The 18,057-nt window shown below is 59.6% G+C and carries 12 protein-coding genes; 5 read left to right on the top strand and 7 right to left on the bottom strand.

Annotation, left to right across the window (positions count from 1 at the left end; genetic code table 11):
* Positions 1-135: 135 nt before the first annotated feature.
* Positions 136-2,532: a zinc-dependent metalloprotease gene (locus FHS09_RS07400; RefSeq protein WP_183458268.1), complete on the bottom strand. Its 2,397-nt coding sequence runs from the start codon at positions 2,530-2,532 to the stop codon at positions 136-138.
* 269 nt (positions 2,533-2,801) lie between these two features.
* Between FHS09_RS07400 and FHS09_RS07395 the strand changes: the two genes are divergently transcribed.
* Complete coding sequence (locus FHS09_RS07395) at positions 2,802-3,527, top strand: DUF2884 family protein (protein WP_183458266.1); 726 nt, start codon at positions 2,802-2,804, stop codon at positions 3,525-3,527.
* A 473-nt stretch (positions 3,528-4,000) separates the two neighbouring features.
* Here the strand turns inward: FHS09_RS07395 and FHS09_RS07390 are convergent, their stop codons facing one another.
* From FHS09_RS07390 to tkt, 3 genes are all read right to left on the bottom strand, one after another.
* Entirely contained in the window at positions 4,001-4,417 is a 417-nt protein-coding gene (locus tag FHS09_RS07390; protein ID WP_183458264.1) for a hypothetical protein, read from the bottom strand.
* 938 nt (positions 4,418-5,355) lie between these two features.
* Positions 5,356-6,372 (bottom strand): type I glyceraldehyde-3-phosphate dehydrogenase, encoded by a 1,017-nt coding sequence (gene gap / locus FHS09_RS07385; RefSeq protein ID WP_183458262.1) that lies wholly within the window; start codon positions 6,370-6,372, stop codon positions 5,356-5,358.
* 83 nt (positions 6,373-6,455) lie between these two features.
* The gene (gene tkt / locus FHS09_RS07380) at positions 6,456-8,459 is read right to left on the bottom strand and encodes a transketolase (protein WP_183458260.1); all 2,004 of its coding nucleotides are present in this window, start codon (positions 8,457-8,459) and stop codon (positions 6,456-6,458) included.
* Positions 8,460-8,646: 187 nt separating this feature from the next.
* Between tkt and FHS09_RS07375 the strand changes: the two genes are divergently transcribed.
* The 4 genes from FHS09_RS07375 (at position 8,647) to metF (ending at position 13,408) form a co-directional block, all read left to right on the top strand.
* Positions 8,647-9,591: a metalloregulator ArsR/SmtB family transcription factor gene (locus FHS09_RS07375; RefSeq protein WP_183458258.1), complete on the top strand. Its 945-nt coding sequence runs from the start codon at positions 8,647-8,649 to the stop codon at positions 9,589-9,591.
* A 131-nt stretch (positions 9,592-9,722) separates the two neighbouring features.
* Complete coding sequence (gene metK / locus FHS09_RS07370; RefSeq protein WP_183458256.1) at positions 9,723-10,943, top strand: methionine adenosyltransferase; 1,221 nt, start codon at positions 9,723-9,725, stop codon at positions 10,941-10,943.
* A gap of 128 nt (positions 10,944-11,071) precedes the next feature.
* Entirely contained in the window at positions 11,072-12,448 is a 1,377-nt protein-coding gene (ahcY, locus tag FHS09_RS07365) for an adenosylhomocysteinase (RefSeq protein ID WP_425487766.1), read from the top strand.
* 123 nt (positions 12,449-12,571) lie between these two features.
* Entirely contained in the window at positions 12,572-13,408 is an 837-nt protein-coding gene (metF, locus tag FHS09_RS07360) for a methylenetetrahydrofolate reductase [NAD(P)H] (protein WP_183458252.1), read from the top strand.
* A gap of 67 nt (positions 13,409-13,475) precedes the next feature.
* On the opposite strand, the gene FHS09_RS07355 is transcribed toward metF, so the two are convergent.
* The 3 genes from FHS09_RS07355 to FHS09_RS07345 form a co-directional block, all read right to left on the bottom strand.
* Positions 13,476-16,388, bottom strand: coding sequence for a TonB-dependent receptor plug domain-containing protein (locus tag FHS09_RS07355; RefSeq protein ID WP_183458250.1), 2,913 nt, complete (start codon positions 16,386-16,388; stop codon positions 13,476-13,478).
* Positions 16,389-16,578: 190 nt separating this feature from the next.
* Positions 16,579-16,764 (bottom strand): hypothetical protein, encoded by a 186-nt coding sequence (locus FHS09_RS07350; RefSeq protein WP_183458248.1) that lies wholly within the window; start codon positions 16,762-16,764, stop codon positions 16,579-16,581.
* A 1-nt stretch (position 16,765) separates the two neighbouring features.
* Positions 16,766-18,010: an RNA polymerase sigma factor gene (locus tag FHS09_RS07345; RefSeq protein ID WP_343057433.1), complete on the bottom strand. Its 1,245-nt coding sequence runs from the start codon at positions 18,008-18,010 to the stop codon at positions 16,766-16,768.
* Between the last annotated feature and the right edge of the window lie 47 nt (positions 18,011-18,057).

Below are 18,057 nucleotides of genomic sequence, written 5' to 3'. Positions count from 1 at the left end.
GCCCCCTCGATGTGGCTCTGTGTTTAGGGTTCTTTCCAGCCTCCAAACATAACCCACGATGTCGAGGCTGGGCAGGTCAATCCATGATGTCTACAGGGTGCCGAATCTCAACTCATCAGCATCCCTTCAGCCATATTAAATCGGCGACCCCGGCGGCATCGTTTTCAAATCCCCAGCTTCAACTTTCAGATCACCATCCATAAATGCGGCTATGCGCTGCGCCTGATGGAAGTAGTGCGCGTTATAACCCTCCGGGTCCTCGCCGAACAGTTTCATCCCACCCATGGCGTGCTGAAACCTGGCCAGCTCCAAGTGAGCTTTGGCGCGCACCGATTCCGACGCGCCCTTGTCGCCCGCCAGCATCATCAACCGGTGGATATAGACGTGGTTAACACGCTGGTGAATGTCAGCCTGCAGCCCGCTGTGGCTGCCGGAATCTAGGGCCTGTTCGGTCAACTGCTCAAGCATTGTGCCGAAACTAGGGATTTCACTGCTGCGGCCGTGCTGCTGCTCCATACGCGCGGCGCGCTGCGGGTCCAGCAGTATCGCGAGTGTATGGCCCGCCGCGGCCTCACTCAGGGCCACCGCATCGAAAGCGACGCCAGTATAAGAGGGAAAGCTCTCCGCGGTGCGCGCATAACCGTAGGACTTGGGCGGCAGTAATTGGAGAACGCGCTCCGGCAGCGCCAGGAACTCCGGTGTCAGTGTCGACAGCAGTGCCTCGATTGCCTGTTGCTGCCGTTCCGCAGGCACCAGCGTGTAGCTGTTCTGCTCGGCACCGTTGTACAGATAATCGTAATCGAGGCCGCCGATCAGCTTGCCCACGGCCTCTGCCTGGTAGCGGTGGCCGTAGTAGACGGGCACCAGGGTTTCCTCCAAGGATGAGCGGGGCGCGCTTTTCGGGTTTGCCGCAGGGGAGAAGTTGTCCAGCGCAAAGCGGCGCAATTCGGTCACTCGCGCAAATTCCTGCAGGGGTTCACGGCCGTTGTCCCACAGGTGGGAGACGGCGTGGGCATTGTTGATTTCACGGGAATCCGGATCGGAGATAAAACGCAGGTTTCGCGTTCGCGCTTCGACAATAACCGCATCCAGATGCCGCTGCTCGTCTCCATTGCCATCACCGTAGCCATAGCGGATCGCCAATTTATCCCAGTCGCCGATTCCCGTGGCATAGGCATCCGCCAGGTCGAGGGAGCTCTGCTGCAAAGTCACCAGTGGCGCCGGGTAATCCATCACCGAGGCGCGCGCCTCGGTACTGGCGGCAAAGTTATGCGCAAGGCCCAGGGTATGGCCCACTTCGTGGGCGGACAGCTGGCGGATGCGCGCCAGCGCCATCGCCTTCAGCGCTTCGGTGTCGGCACCGTCACTGCCGTAGGGTTGCAGCAGCCCCTGCGCAATCAGGTAGTCCTGCCGCACCCGCAGGGACCCTAGGGTGACATTGCCCTTGATAATCTCACCGGTGCGCGGATCGGCAATGGAATAACCGTAGGACCAGCCCCGGGTGGAGCGGTGCACCCAGTTGATCACGTTGTAGCGCACATCCAGCGGGTCCGCGTCTTCCGGCAGCAGCTTTACCTGAAACGCATTTTTATAGCCGGCGCTCTCGAAAGCCTGGTTCCACCAGCTGGCGCCTTCGATCAGGGCGCTGCGCACCGGCTCGGGCACACCGGAATCCACGTAGTAGATGATCGGCTCCACCACTTCGTCACTACCGGTTTTCTTTTCCAGGCGGTGGCGGTAGATAAAGCGCTGGTCCAGCGGCTGGTCGATGGCCGTCGCATAGTCGCGGTACTCGAACGGGAAATAGCCGCTGCGGCTGTGGAAACGGCGCGGCCGGTAGTTGTCGTCGGGCAGTTCCACCAAGGAGATATGCTGGCGCAGCGAGACCAGTGTCGGCGTCGGTACCACCTCCTGCAGGTAGTTACCCGGCTCGCTGCCGGCAAAGGTCAGCTGTGCCTCGAATTCGCTGTTCCTGGGAAAGTTTTTAGTGCGCGGCAGATAGACGGCGGATTTGGACGCATCGATGCTGAAGCTGCCCTGCTCGGTGGCCTTCAGCCGTTTGGCGATACCGTGCTGGTCAGAGAGCAGGAATGGCGTGAAATCCACCAACGCGCGGTCGTCTTCCCGCACCAGCGCCTCGAAGCCCCACAATATCGACGAGGCAAAGGCCTCCTCCACCGCCCGGCGCTCCGCGTCGTTATCGGACTCAGCCCGGTACTTCAGGTTCAGCTGGTGCAGCAGCACCTTGTTCCCCACCCGCTGGAACTTTACCAGCCGGTTGTCGCCCACCTGGTTGCGATCCAGCCCCACCGGGTTGGAGCCCAGCCCCTGCGCGAGGCCGGTCAGCAGCAGGAACTCGCGATCGAAGTCCGCAATCTCCAACAGGATCCTGCCGTTATGGTCGTCCCAGTAGAAGTCGTGATATCCGGCATGCTTTTCCATGCCCGCGGTGTATTCGGTGATGGTTTTGGCTTGCGCCGCCACAGTGAGCAGCGCCAGTAATACCACAAAGATGAGCCTGCTAATCGACATTTGCTTCCCCCACTTTATTGGATTTGCTCCTTCCGGGAGCGGGTATGCGTGCAGATAGCGCTCTAGATTACCACCTTATCCCTCGATGAACCGCCCTCTCCGGAACCTCCTGCACCGGACTTTCGATAATTTTTACCCGTCACTGCATCCAATCCCGCCTCAGGGATCGTCTCAATGGCAATACAGATAACCTGGAGATGACTTCAATGTGGAAGCCACTGGCAATCTCGGGACTGATCGCCCTCAGCGCCTCGGCGCAGGCAAGAGGTATGAATCTCATTGTGGGAGATGACGAACAGTGCAACGCAGAACTGGACTATGCCGTGCGCGTTGGACCGGATTTTTTTGAAAGCCGTACGGATAGCGATGACAGCGAACTCCTGGTTCGCTACCAGTCTCCGGCACAGCTGATCGTCGCGGGCGAGACAGTGGATTTGGATGACCGCCAGCAGGAGCTGCTGAAGGATTATCGAAGCCAGCTGCACAACAGCGGGAGAGAAATCCTGCTTCTTTCACTGGAAGCCGTGGATGTGGCTCTGAACGGCCTGTCTGTCGCCGTGACAGCGCTCGCCGGGGCTGACCACCCGAACAATATCGAACTACAGCAGACATCGGACGAGATACTGCGACGCGTTGAAGAGCGGCTCAACCACGAAGGAGAGATTTATCTCCTGGGCGACCCGGATATCGACGAATTTGTCGAGCAGGCGATCACGGAAGAGCTCGAGCCCAGAATCGAGAAACTGGCCAGGGAATCCGCCGGCACCATTGCCTGGCATGCGCTAAAAGCCGCCTTTACCGGCGGCCGCAGTATCGAATACGAGGCGGAGCGGGCGGCTGAGGAGATTGAGCAGAAGGTCGAAAAGCGGGCTGAGCTGCTCGAAAAGCGTGCCGGGAACTTGTGTGAACAGCTGGAAAGTATTGATCAACTTGAGCGCGAGCTGCACCGGTCCATTCCCGCACTGGCACCTTACGATATCATGAAGACCGGTTAGATTAGTCATCGTAGGGTGCGCCGTGCGCACCAAAGAACACTGGAACCCATATCAACTCTGAATGGTGCGCAGGGCGCACCCTATGGCAGGAACCGGTGCGAAAATTACTTTGCGGTTTACTTCGTATAGATGATCAGAAGAGCTACACACTCCGGCGCAGCACACACACCTGATCCCCATAGTAGTTGTCAGAGTAGTTGCACTCAACGGAACCAGACTGCCCAGGCGCTTTTATATCTATGGATTTATTTACGACAGCTATGACGGCTTTCATTGTCCCCTCCTGTTATTTGGAACACAGGCAGAGTAGCGGGGAGTGGTTTTCAAGTTAAATGGATTTTTTCACTACGGATGATAGTCAAGAGCTATCAGATCTAAATTGCTAAACAGCTAATGCTGCTGGACTCTACTTGGGTGCCGAAAGCACTGGCGCGATATCGCGCCAGCGTTCCACTCCGCCTCATCAATTTCAGCTAAAAACTGTAGCTCAAACGCAAGTGCGCCACATTCTCGTCACCGTAGCGATTGGCGTCCGCCTCCAGGTTCAGGCTCGGACCCAGATTCAAGCCCGCCCCCAGGCCGCCGGCCAGACCGTTGGCATAGCGCCCGCCGGCGACGCCGCCCTTGAACAGGAAGTAAACGCTTCCGGAAGTCCGGTAGGTTCCAAACACGCCACCGAAGCCGCCGATATTGTCATTGGTGTATTCCGCATGCACACCCCAACCGCCATTGCCCTGATAGCCGAGATTAAAGCCGGGTCCGCTGGCGGACGGTGTTGAATCCACACCGCCCGCATGGAGGCCAGCGTAGAAGCCTTCCGGCTTGGCCAGCGCGACTGGCGATAGCATCGCGGCTGCGATAGCAGCCGCTGTGATGGATTTGAACTTCATTTACTTCTCTCCTGCTCTGATTTCTTTATTGAAATGTCAAATGTAAGTTTGGACGCGAGCCAGCTGTTCCAAAAGCTCAAAAATCGATCGAGGCCGCCCCTATGGCCCCCTCTGATCACATTGCCCCAATTTTGGCATCGTACTCATTACCTTTGCTTGGCTTTTCCAGCTCGTCATTAAAAGCTCTAGAAAATGCCCCGGTTACAGCCCCATTTGCAAACTTCCCTCCAGAAATTTCCGAAGCCGTACCACCGACTATTGCTGCGGCAACCACCCGCGCCGCGCTGAAGCCTGCGTTACCTCATTCCAGTACACACTGGTATAGGATATCGTGAACTGTCCGGTTGTATTACCACTGGGGCCAGAAACACTGGCTTGCACAAATACAGAGGCCAGCAGCAAAAGGACCCCAAGAATTACATTTGACGAACACAGCTTATAATCCCTATACCCCCCAAAACTCCAAATCTATTTATCTGTTCGCCATTTAATAAATTAGGCGGGAAAGAACAACGCGGGAGCTTAACCGCTGTTTATCTAAAAGTGAAGCGCCTCGTGATAACACGACCATTACACCACTGTCTTTCCTGCACAAGCTGTCGCGAAGGCTGAGAAAGCAAACACAATGGTGGATAAACAACCATAATTTGTAGAAGTAGCAGAAGTGACGAACATGTCTTGCTTTGCCCATCCTACGGTATCAGTTTCGTAAAGGACGGCTGACGGGCGTAGTATGGTGAAACTGGCCGAAAGGTTGGACGGAAAGATATGCCCCATAGATACGGCAGGGCCCTGTTCTGATTTTTTGTTCGCCTGCAAGCAGGCCCCTACGAGGGGCGGGTCTCCGGTCCGTGTGCTGAACGGAAATTCAACGTTCCCAGAGTACGGGTCGGCTACTCATTTGTTCCGGATAAATCTGTCGCGCCCAGCGGCCACTCCTACAGCCTAGCCGCCAGGGCCTGGGTGACGCTGAGCATCCGATTAGCAAACCCCCACTCATTATCAAACCAGATCAACACCTTAACCAGATGGCCACCAGCCACCCGCGTCTGGCTGGCATCGACAATGCCGGACCGGGAATCGTGGTTGAAATCGCAGGAAGCGAGAGGCTCTTCGGTGTAGCCGAGGATTCCGGAAAACTGGTTTTCCGCGGCGGATTTGAGCAGGGCGTTGACTTCGCCCTGAGTGACGGGTTTGCGCAGTTGCGCGGAGAGGTCGATGGCGGAAACGTTAACGGTGGGCACGCGCATGGCCTGGGCTTCGAATTTTCCGGCCAAGTGCGGAAGTATGCGCTCGATACCGCGGGCGAGACCCGTGTCCACCGGGATAATCGAGGTGACCGCGGAGCGGGTCTTTCTCAGGTCTGTGTGATGGTAGGCGTCGTTTACCGGCTGGTCGTTCATCGCCGAGTGGATGGTGGTGATTACGCCGGCTTCTATGCCGAAGGCTTCGTCCAGGGCGGAGATTACCGGTACGCTGCAGTTGGTGGTGCAGGAGGCGGCGGAAATAATTTTTTCATCGCCGGTGAGAATATTGTCGTTGACCCCGTAGATGATGGTGGCGTCCACGTCACGGCTGGCGGGCTGGGAGAAGAGTACTTTTTTTGCGCCGGCTTTTAAATGCAGTTCGGCTCGCTCCCGCTCGCTGAAGCTGCCGGTGCACTCGAGCACTATGTCCACCCGTTGGGCGGACCAGTCCAGGTCTTCGAGTTTTTTGCGGTGAGTTACCGCTATATGGTCGCCGTTAACAATAAGTGTGTCTTTTTCACAGGAGACAACACCGCTGAAACGGCCATGCACGGAATCGTATTTGGTAAGGTGGGCGATGGTAGCGCAGTCGGCCAGCTCGTTGATGGCGACGATCTGCAGACGGTCGCGGGTGCCGGATTCGTAAAGGGCGCGGAGTACGCAGCGGCCGATGCGGCCGTAGCCGTTGATGGCGAGTCTTACTGGCATTCAAGCCCTCTCCACTGGCCCCTCTCCCCCAGCCCCTCTCCCCGCAGGGGAGAGGGGAGCAGCAGAGGGGGGAGCTTTTTCAATTAACCCAGCAGTTTTTCCACTGTGGCGACAACATTTTCCGCGGTAAAGCCGAAGTACTCCATCAGCTCGCCGCCGGGGGCGGATTCGCCGAAGGTCTTCATGCCGACGATGGCGCCGTCGAAGCCGACGAATTTGTACCAGTAGTCTCCGTGCCCGGCTTCCACTGCGACGCGGGTGCGCACCGCCGCCGGCAGTACAGATTCACGGTAGGCTTCGTCCTGCTCCATAAAGGCTTCGGCGCAGGGCATGGAGACCACGCGGATTTTGCGCCCGGAGAGTTCCTCCTTGGCGGCGATAGCCAACTCCACTTCGGAGCCGGTGGCGATGAGGATCGCCTCCGGCGCGCCCTCGCAGTCGGCCAGCACATAGCCGCCGCGTTCGATCTGTTTGACCTGTGCTTCGTCGCGGCCCTGGGGCGACAGGCCCTGGCGGCTGAATATCAGTGCGCTGGGGCCGTCCTTGCGGCTCACAGCCATTTTCCAGCATACCGCGGATTCGGTGGCGTCGCAGGGGCGCCAGGTGTGCAGGTTGGGGGTCGCGCGCAGGGCGGTGAGCTGCTCCACCGGCTGGTGGGTGGGACCGTCCTCACCGAGGCCGATGGAGTCGTGGGTGTAGACGAAGATCACCCGCTGCTTCATCAGCGCGGCCATGCGCACGGCATTGCGCGCGTACTCCATAAACATCAGGAAGGTGGCACCGTAGGGTACGAAACCGCCGTGCAGGGCGATGCCGTTCATGATCGCGCTCATGCCGAATTCTCGCACGCCGTAGTAGACGTAGTTGCCGGAGGCGTCGTCGGCACTGATGCCCTTGGAACCGGACCAGATGGTGAGGTTGGAGCCGGCCAGGTCGGCGGAGCCGCCGAGGAATTCCGGCAACAGCGGGCCATAGGCGTTGAGCGTGTTCTGGCTGGCTTTGCGCGAGGCGATCTTCTCCGCGTTTTCCTGGCACTCGCGGATGTACTGGTCAGCCTTGACCGGGAAGTCCGCCGGCAGCTCGCCGCCAATGCGGCGCTCGAACTCCGCCGCCAGATCGGGAAACTCCTCCTGGTAGTCGGCGAAAATATCCTTCCACTCGTCTTCCTGGGCCTGGCCCTTGCCGCGCGCATCCCAGCCCGCGCGGATCTCCTCGGGAATTTCGAAGGGGGCGTGTTGCCAGTTGATGGTCTCCCGCACCAGGGCGATTTCGTCGTCACCCAGGGGCGCACCGTGGCACTCCTCGCGGCCCTGCTTGTTGGGGGAACCGAAGCCGATCACGGTCTTGCAGCAGATCAGGGTGGGCCTGCCGGTCTCCGCGCGGGCGTCCTCGATCGCGGCCTTGATCGCCGCGGAATCGTGGCCGTCCACCCCCGGGATCACGTGCCAGCCGTAGGCTTCGAAACGCTTCGGGGTATCGTCGGTAAACCAGCCCCGCACTTCGCCGTCGATGGAGATGCCGTTGTCGTCGTAGAAGGCGATCAGCTTGCCCAGCCCCAGGGTGCCGGCCAGGGAGCAGGCCTCGTGGGAAATACCCTCCATCAGGCAGCCGTCGCCCAGAAAGGCGTAGGTGTGGTGGTCCACCAGCTCATAGCCGGGGCGGTTGAACTGCGCCGCCAGCACCTTCTCCGCCAGCGCCATGCCCACCGCATTGGTGACGCCCTGGCCCAGCGGGCCGGTGGTGGTCTCCACCCCGGGGGCGTAACCGTACTCCGGGTGACCCGGGGTCCTGGAGTGCAGCTGGCGGAAATTCTTCAGCTCTTCCATCGGCAGGTCGTACCCGGACAGGTGCAGCAGGGAGTAGAGCAGCATGGAGCCGTGGCCGTTGGAGAGCACAAAGCGGTCGCGATCGGCCCAATCCGGGTTGGCCGGGTTGTGTTTCAGGTAGTCGTTCCACAGGACTTCGGCAATATCCGCCATACCCATGGGCGCGCCGGGGTGGCCACTCTTGGCTTTCTGGACGGCATCCATGGACAGGGCGCGAACGGCGTTGGCCAGTTCGGTGCGGGACGGGGTGCGGGAAGACATAGGACTCAACTCTCTGGGATCGGTGTGGGGCCGGATTTGTCGCGGCGACAAAAATGAGGGCGTATTTTCCCGTAATCGTCCCGCCGGCGCAAAGGCTGTCTGGCCGCTCCAACCTGCTAATCTGTCGCAAATATACCTATATCAAAAAATTTTGATATAGATCGCAGGCACTGCTAGACTGCTCGCCATGCCTCAATCCCAGCACTCCGACAGCGACGCGATCCCCCGGCTGGCGGCCCGCCTCAAGGCGGCCGGCGACCCGCTGCGCCTGGAGATACTGCGCCTGCTAAGCCAGGACTCCTACAGCGTGCTGGAGCTGTGCCGCATTTTCGACCTGCGCCAGCCGGCGCTCAGCCACCACCTGAAGGTGCTGGCCCAGGCGGGCCTGGTTAACAACCGGCGCGAGGGCAACAACCTCTTCTACCGCCGCGCCGGCGACAGCGAAACCCTGCAGCAGCTGTTCACCGGCCTGGACCGGCTGCCGCTGTCCGCGGAGCGGGGGGAGGTGGTGGAAGCGGTGGCGCGGGAGCGGGCCGAGGCTTCGCGGCGCTTTTTCGCCGACTACGGCAACCGCTTTCGCGAGCAGCAGGAGCTGATCGCCGGCTACGAGGTCTACGGCCCGCAGGTGGCGCAGCTGCTGAAACCCGGCGCCGCGGCGCTGGAGGTGGGGCCGGGGGAGGGGGAATTTCTCGCCGAACTGGCCGAGCGCTACCAGAGAGTCACCGCCCTGGATCTGTCCCCCACCATGCTGGAGCGGGCACAGCAGTTCGCCGCCGGGCGGCGACTGGACAACATCGAATTTATCTGCGGCGACACCCGCGAGGCGGCGGATCGGCCGCGGAGTGCGGACAGCGTCGTGGTAAATATGGTGCTGCACCACACGCCGGAGCCGGCACAGATCTTCCGGGACCTGCAGGCGGCGCTGAAGAGCGGCGGCCAGCTGCTGGTGGCCGAACTGCAGGACCATCGGCAGGACTGGGCCCGCGAGGCCTGCGGAGACCTGTGGCTGGGCTTTGCCCCGGAACAATTACAGGGCTGGGCGGAAGACGCCGGCCTGAAGAGCGGCCGCAGCGTATACAGCGCGCTACGCAACGGCTTCCAGATTCAAATACGGGAATTTATCAAACCATAACCCTGTAGGAGCCTGCTTGCAGGCGAATATTGCCGGCAACTCCGTAGCATTCGCCTGCAAGCAGGCTCCTACAGGCAACATCGAGCGAGATTTTTTATTTTTGCCGCAGGCAAAAACAAGGAGACTGCCACATGAGTGAATACAGACTGTTTACCTCGGAGTCCGTATCGGAGGGACACCCGGACAAGATTGCCGACCAGATATCCGACGCACTACTGGACGCCCTGCTGGCCCGCGACAAGCAGGCGCGGGTGGCCTGTGAGACCCTGGTGAAAACCGGCATCGCGGTTATCGCCGGCGAAATCTCCACCACCGCCTGGGCGGACCTGGAGGAACTGGTGCGCAAGGTGATCTGCGATATCGGCTACACCTCCTCCGATGTGGGCTTCGATGGCGCGACCTGCGGCGTGCTCAACGTGATCGGCAAGCAGTCCCTGGATATCGCCCAGGGCGTGGACCGCTCCAAGCCTGACGACCAGGGCGCCGGCGACCAGGGGCTGATGTTCGGCTTCGCCACCGACGAGACCTCCACCTTTATGCCCGCCCCCATCTACTACGCGCACCGGCTGGTGGAGCGCCAGGCGGAAGCGCGCAAGTCCGGCCTGCTGCCCTGGCTGCGCCCGGACGCCAAGAGCCAGGTGACCTTCCGCTACGACGACCAGGGCAGGCCCTGCGCCATCGACGCGGTGGTGCTGTCCACCCAGCACAATCCGGAGGTGAGCCAGGCGGACCTGCGCGAGGCGGTGATGGAGCTGATCGTGCACCACACGCTGCCCGCGGAGTGGCTGCACGCGGACACCAAATACCATATCAACCCCACCGGCAACTTCGTGATCGGCGGACCCGTGGGCGACTGCGGTCTCACCGGACGCAAGATCATCGTCGACACCTACGGCGGCATGGCCCGCCACGGCGGCGGCGCCTTCTCCGGCAAGGACCCCTCCAAGGTGGACCGCTCCGCGGCCTACGCCGGCCGCTATGTGGCCAAGAATATCGTCGCCGCCGGACTGGCCAGCCGCTGTGAAATCCAGGTCTCCTACGCCATCGGCGTGGCCGAGCCCACCTCGGTGTCCATCAACACCTTCGGCACCGGCAGGGTGAGTGAGGACAAACTGATCGAACTGGTGCGCGAGCACTTCGACCTGCGCCCCTATGCGATTTCCAAAGCACTGGACCTGCTGCACCCGATGTACCAATTGACCGCCGCCTACGGCCACTTCGGCCGCGAGCCCTTCACCCACACCTACAACTGGACCGACAGCGACGGCGAGGCGCGCAGCGAGACCTTTACCGCGTTTCCGTGGGAGAAGACCGACAAGGCGGAGACGCTGCGCGCGCAGGCGGGGATTTGATTCAGTGATCAATAGTCAATGAACAGTTATCAATGTAGGAGCGGCCGTTGGCCGCGATCGGACTCTGTTCGCGGCCAACGGCCGCTCCTACAGCAGAGAAAAATACTTGAGGCAGAACGATGAACCAGATGAGCACCGAATTTAAAGATTTCAAAGTGGCCGATATCACATTGGCGGACTGGGGCCGCCGCGAGATCGAAATCGCCGAGGGGGAAATGCCCGCACTGATGGCGCTGCGCGAGAAGTACCGCGCCGAACAGCCGCTGGCCGGCGCGCGCATCATGGGATGCATCCATATGACCATCCAGACCGCGGTGCTGATCGAAACCCTGGTTGCGCTGGGCGCGGAAGTCCGCTGGTCCTCGTGCAATATTTTCTCCACCCAGGACCACGCCGCGGCGGCCGTCGCCGCCAATGGTATTCCGGTGTTCGCCTGGAAAGGGGAAACCGAAGAGGAATACGAATGGTGCCTGGAGCACACCGTGGGCGCGGGCGTGGCCGGCTGGCAGCCGAACATGATTCTCGACGATGGCGGCGACCTCACCGAACTGCTGCACCGCAAATACCCGGAAATTCTCGATAACTGCCACGGCATCAGCGAGGAGACCACCACCGGTGTGCACCGCCTGCAGGAAATGCTGCGCGAGGGCACGCTGAAAGTGCCGGCGATCAACGTCAACGACGCGGTCACCAAGAGCAAGAACGACAACAAATACGGCTGTCGCCACAGCCTCAACGACGCCATCAAGCGCGGCACCGACCATTTGCTGGCTGGCAAGAAGGCGCTGGTAATCGGCTACGGCGACGTGGGCAAGGGCTCCGCCGCCTCCCTGCGTCAAGAGGGAATGATCGTCAAAATTTCCGAAGTGGACCCCATCTGCGCGATGCAGGCGTGCATGGACGGCTTCGAGCTGGTGTCGCCCTATAAGGACGGCATCAATACCGGAACCGCCGACGGCATCAACCGCGAGCTGCTGGCCAACACCGACCTGATCGTGACCACCACCGGCAACACCAATGTGTGCGATGCCAATATGTTGCAGGCGCTGAAAAGCGGCGCGGTGGTGTGCAATATCGGCCACTTCGACAACGAGATAGACACCGCCTATATGCGCAAGCACTGGGAATGGCAGGAAGTGAAGCCGCAGGTGCACAAGATAGTGCGCAACGCCGAAACCAACGACCACCTGCTGCTGCTCTCCGAGGGTCGCCTGGTCAACCTGGGCAACGCCACCGGCCACCCCAGCCGCATTATGGACGGCTCCTTCGCCAACCAGGTGCTGGCGCAGATCCACCTGTTCAAGGAAAAATTTGCCGAGTTGCCGGCGGACCAGAAGGTCTCCGCGCTCTACGTGAAAGTATTGCCGAAGGAACTGGACGAGGAAGTGGCCCGCTATATGGTCGAAGGCTTCGGCGGCGTGATTACACGGATGACCGAGGAGCAGGCCAAATATATTGGCGTCTCCGTGGAAGGGCCCTACAAGCCGGAAAGTTACAAGTATTAATTACCCGGGTACTGGATGCCGGCCTCCGCCGGCATGACGATTCAGCTGTCGTCATTCCGGCGACTCGCTAGAGCAGCGAAGCTCATGCCGGAATCCAGAAACCTGGGGACTGAGAATTGCATTATGACCCACTCGATTCGCATCAGCTTTGAATTCTTCCCCCCCAAAACCCCCGAGGGCCGGGAGAAACTGTACAAGACCCGCGAGGCACTGCAGGAATTCCAGCCGGAATTCTTTTCCGTCACCTACGGCGCCGGCGGCACCACCCGCGAGACCACCGCGGATATCGTTACCGGCCTGCGTCGCGACGGCATCTCCATCGCGCCGCACCTGTCCTTCGGCGGCGACAACGAAGAAACGATTCTCGGACTGCTGAACCAGTATAAGGAAGCGGGCGTAGACCGTATCGTCGCCCTGCGCGGCGATATGCCCTCTGGCATGGGCGCGGTGGCGCAGATGGTGTATGCGAACGAACTCGTGGCCTTTATCCGCCGCCACACCGGCGACCAATTCCACCTGGAGGTGGCTGCCTACCCGGAAATCCACCCGGAGTCAGAGAGCTACGACGACGATATCCGCTACCTGAAAGCCAAGTTCGATGCCGGCGCCAACAGCGCCCTGACCCAATATTTCTACAATCCGGACGCCTATTTCTATTTTATCGATCAATGCGAAAAGGCCGGCATAGACGCACCCATTTACCCGGGTATCATGCCAATCACCAATTTCGCCAACCTGGCGCGCTTCTCCCGCAACTGCGGTGCGGAAATTCCGCGCTGGCTGCGGCTGCGTATGGAAAGCTATCGAGATCTGGAGGATGTCAAAAAGCTGGGGATGGAAGTGGTGACTGATCTGTGTGAGACGCTGCTGGAAGGCGGAGCTCCGGGGTTGCATTTTTACACTATGAACCAGGTAGAACCCAACACAACAATACTTAGGAATCTCGGTTTCAATCAGTAATCTCAATAGCAAAGAAGCCCGGCGTAGCCGGGCTTCTTTTTTCTACCTGCGATTTAAGATCAGTCATCTACAGCGTGTAGTTGACTCCCAAGTAGAAATTGCGACCCAAGGTATTGTAGATACCTGAATCGCCACCGGTGCCGGAGAGCCCAACGGGCGGCTCTACGTCATCGATGTTGTTGACACCACCGTAGATCTCGAACTCCGCGAACTTATAGCGGCCGTGCAGGTCGTGATAACGGATGCTCGGCGTCTTGTAGGGGTCCTGAAGATCGTTACGCTCGTCCGCTTCAATCAACAGCATGTCGTCTATGTAACGGCTGCGCCAGTTGACCTCGAAATCGCCGCGGCTGTAGGTCAGGTTGGTGGTATAGCTGCGAATCGGGTCACCAAGCTCTCCACGCTCCTCGTCGGGATCATCCGGATTATCCTGGAACGGATAGTCGTTGCGCTCCAGCAATTCGGTGCCAAGCAGGCTGAACTTCAGCGATCCCCAGTCTGACTCAGTAGTAATAATGTTAGCCAGGTCAAAGCTGTAATCCACCTGATAGTCGATACCGCGAGCAGTCAAGCTGGCAATATTGAGCAGCGGGGAAGTCAGAGAAATAACCTCACTAGTGGAATCACGCGGAACCAGCGGGCAATAGATATTATTGATGCTGGCGCTGTCGACGCAACGCTCCAATATCTCCTGTGCGGGAATACCGGCGATCGCATCAGTGATCTCCATATCCCAGTAGTCCACGGTGATCGCGAGCCCCGGCGCAAAACGCGGGGTAATGGCCAGGCCGTAGGTGATAGTCTCCGCAGTTTCCTCTTTCAGGTCGGGATTGCCACCGCTGAGCCCGTTGAGACTGGAGGAATCTCGTACCGAGTTGAAGTCCGCCGGCACGCCCAGTTCCGCACAGCGTGCCGCCCGCTGGTCGGGATCGGGCGCGTCGTCGATCTTATCGAAACTACAGGGGTCATCCCAAGTGAAGAAGTTCTCTCCCAGCGGGGCGAACAGCTCGTCGATATTGGGCGCGCGCACCGCCTCGGAACTGGTGGCTCGGACGCGAACATCCTCGATTACTGCCCAGTCGATAGACGCGCCCCATGTGGATGTAGCTCCGATGGTGCTGTAGTCCGAGAAGCGCGCGGAGGCGCCCAGTGTCAGACTCTCTATCGCCGGCAGGTCCCCCAAAAGGGGCGCGGAGAGTTCGAAGAATGCCTCGGCCACATCGTACTCACCAGACGTAGGGGCGAGAGCGTTCATAAAGGTCTCGCCGTCCTTGATGACCTGATCGTAGTCCACCTCGGAAGTCTCCTCGCGGTACTCGACACCGATTGCGGTGGCCAAAGCACCCGCGGGCAACTCAAACAGATCACCGGTGGCATTGGCGGAGAAGACAGTCTGGGTCATCTTCTCGGTGGAACCGGTATCCTGCAACATAAAGTAATCGATGGCTTCCTGGCTGTTGAGGCCAAAACCAAACAGGTTGATCGGCTGGCAGCCGTTGACGCGGGCGCTTTCACTGCGGCAGACAACCTCGCCGCTATCAGGGTCCACCACCGCCTCTATAGCCTCGAAGAAGCGGGCATTGTGGCGGTTATTCGTATAATCCACCTCAGCGTCGTACTGACCGTAAACCGCGGACACCTCGTAGCTCCAGCTACTGCTGAGGTCACCCTCCACACCCAACACATAGCGCTGTACTTCCCGCTCCGCATCATCGCCGCGCAGGCCCAGGTCCGAATGGAAACGGTGGTACCAGAAACTGTCCATGCCGGCCGCATCCAACTGCTGCTTCAGTTCCGCGGGTACAAAAGCATTGTCGGCGGAAATAACCAGATCTCCAAAATAGTCGAAAGAGGGCTGACCATAACTCTCCCCGTGATTACGACTGTATTTGGCCTCGGCGAAAAAACGAATGCTGTCGGTCAGGTCATAGTGGGCCTTGGTGAAGAAGTTCTGTGATTCCAGGTCCGGGTACAACTGAGTGGAGCGGATAAAGTTGAGACCATCGCCACCCACGGAAGTGGTTTCCCCTGGAGGGTGGTTCCCCGGGTTAAAAGTGACGAACTCGCCACTGTCAGTAAAGGTATAGGGACCGGAAAGCAGGCTGCCCAATTGCGGAGCAGCCGCCTCCGGATAGCCAAAGATGGTAGTCAGGGGATGTGGCCCCCAGATAACGCCGTTTTCGCTCAACAGGTTGTTGGTGCTGTTGAATACCAGGATCTCGTCAGGAATGCCGTCATCGCCGGTGTCTTCCGGGTTGATCTGGTAGCCGGGCTGGCTGGCGACCCAGGGTCTGTCTTTACCAAACACCTCTGCAGTTTGGGAATGCTGGATACTCATCGCGACGTTGCCGCGACCGTCGGCAAAGTTGCTGCCCCAAGTCACACTGAATTCGCTCGCTTCACCACCGTCAAGCCTGGGCTGCATATGGTGCAAGTTGACCTTAAGGCCTTCGAAATCATCGCGGGTAATAAAGTTCACCACCCCAGTAACTGCGTCGGCACCGTAGATGGCAGACTGGCCACCGGTCACCGTATCCACACGCACCAGCAGGTCCTCAGGAATGGTGTTCACATCCACCGCAGAGGTACCGCTGGAGGAGCCAATATGGCGACGACCGTCCTGCAGTACTAGCGTGCGCACAGTGCCCATACCGCGGAGGTCCAGCAAATTCAGACCCGTGGTACCGATAAACCGGCCGGCGTTGTTGTTAGAATAAGTAGAACGCAGTGCTGGCAGCTCATTCAGATAGTCCCCGAGGCTGATGTTACCGCTCAACTCTATATCTTCGGCGCTTACCGAAGTGATGGGACTGGCGGTTTCCAGATTCGCGCGCTTGATGCGCGAACCGGTAACAATAACCTCTTCCAGTAATTCAGCATCGGTCCTTTCTTCACTTCCCTGCGCAAACGCAGTTGAAGAACTTGCAGTCGCGAAGACAATCGCAGCACTTAGAAAGTTCTTTTTGAACTTAAGCTCCATGTAACCCTCCAAGGATTATTATTTTTACTTGTAATGAAAATCGTCCTACAGGCTTACTTTACTTATCGGGCATTGCTCTGTAGAACGTTTTGATAATAACGAGAACAAAACAGCCGCTCGAGTATTTGCGGAGAGATCGAGAAAAATGAAAAGTTTTATCATCTTTAGGATGAATACAGCGCCACAATAGTTACGCCTGTAACAAAGCGTTGAGCTGTTTATCACCGATTTGTTGCCGCAGAATATAAGCGAGAAGTTTTGGAGGAGAATTTCTGCGGATCATTTTGATTAAGTCATAGACAACAAATAGCAGGTTTTTCGGCCAGTTGTCCTCATCAATAAGCCGGCCGACAGGAAGCCGCACTGCCAACTGCACCTTATTTCAAGGCCAACAATCGATTTCGTAAAAACCGCACTTCCGGCTCCTGCCGTACAAGCTGCAGCGCTTTTTCGTAGGAATTCCTCGCTTCACGGATTTTACCCACCCGCCGGCACAGATCCGCCCGCGCAGCGTGGGCAAGGTGGTAGTCCGCCAATTCGCCACTCGCGAGAATTTCCTCCACCAGCTCCAGGCCCGCTCCGGGTCCGTCGCGCATGGCCACCGCCACCGCGCGGTTCAGTGCCACAACGGGCCCCGGAGCCAGTCGCAGCAGCACGTCGTAGAGGCCGACGATCTCCCGCCAGTCCGTCTCACCGGCGCTGGGGGCCTCGGCGTGTACCGCGGCAATCGCCGCCTGCAGCGAATAGGGTCCGAACCGCTGGGAGCGCAGCGCGCTCTGAACCAGTGTCACGCCCTCGGCGATCAGCTCCCGATCCCACTGGCTGCGGTCCTGGTCTTCCAGCAGTACCAGCTCGCCGGCGGCGTCGGTACGGGCGTTGCGGCGGGATTCGTTCAACAGCATCAGTGCCAGCAGGCCCTTGACTTCCGCGTCTGGCAATAGCTGGTTGAGCAGGCGGCCTAGGCGGATGGCCTCGCCGCTCAGGTCGGCGCGGGTCAGCGCTTCACCGGTGGACGCGGAATAGCCCTCGTTAAAGACGAGGTAAATCACCCGCAGTACGCCGTCCAATCGCTCGGGAAGATCGCGCCGCCCCGGGATCTGGTAGGGAATGCCGGCGCTGCGGATCTTGTTTTTCGCGCGCACGATGCGCTGAGCCAGGGTAGCGGGGGCGCTGAGGAAGGCGCTGGCGATCTCCTCGGTGGTGAGGCCGCAGACCTCGCGCAGGGTGAGGGCCACCCGCGCGTCCATGGACAGCGCCGGGTGGCAGCAGGTGAAGATCAGCCGCAGGTGGTCGTCCTCCACCCGGTCCTCGGCCCAGTCGGCGGGATCACCGGTATCGGACTCCAGCTTCTGCGCCATTTCCTCGGTGAGCGGGTCCTGGCGAGCCTGACGGCGCAGCCGGTCGATGGCCTTGAAACGGCCGGTGGATACCAGCCAGGCGCGCGGATTGCCCGGCACGCCCTCTTCCGGCCACTGTTTGAGGGCGGCGGTGAAGGCTTCGTGCAGCGCCTCCTCCGCCAGTTCGAAATCTCCCAGCAGGCGGATCAGGGTGGCCAGCACCCGGCGCGATTCCGCGCGGTAGATTTCCTCGAGTTGTGTCTGTATTGCTTTTTCCTGTACCACCGCCGCGCCTCTCTGCCTGAAAATTTCTGTAGGAGCGGCCCATGGCC

Source organism: Microbulbifer rhizosphaerae, from assembly GCF_014191725.1.
Taxonomy (GTDB): Bacteria; Pseudomonadota; Gammaproteobacteria; order Pseudomonadales; family Cellvibrionaceae; genus Microbulbifer; species Microbulbifer rhizosphaerae.
Note: the sequence above shows the minus strand (reverse complement) of the source record. Positions and strands in the feature narration are given on the sequence as shown.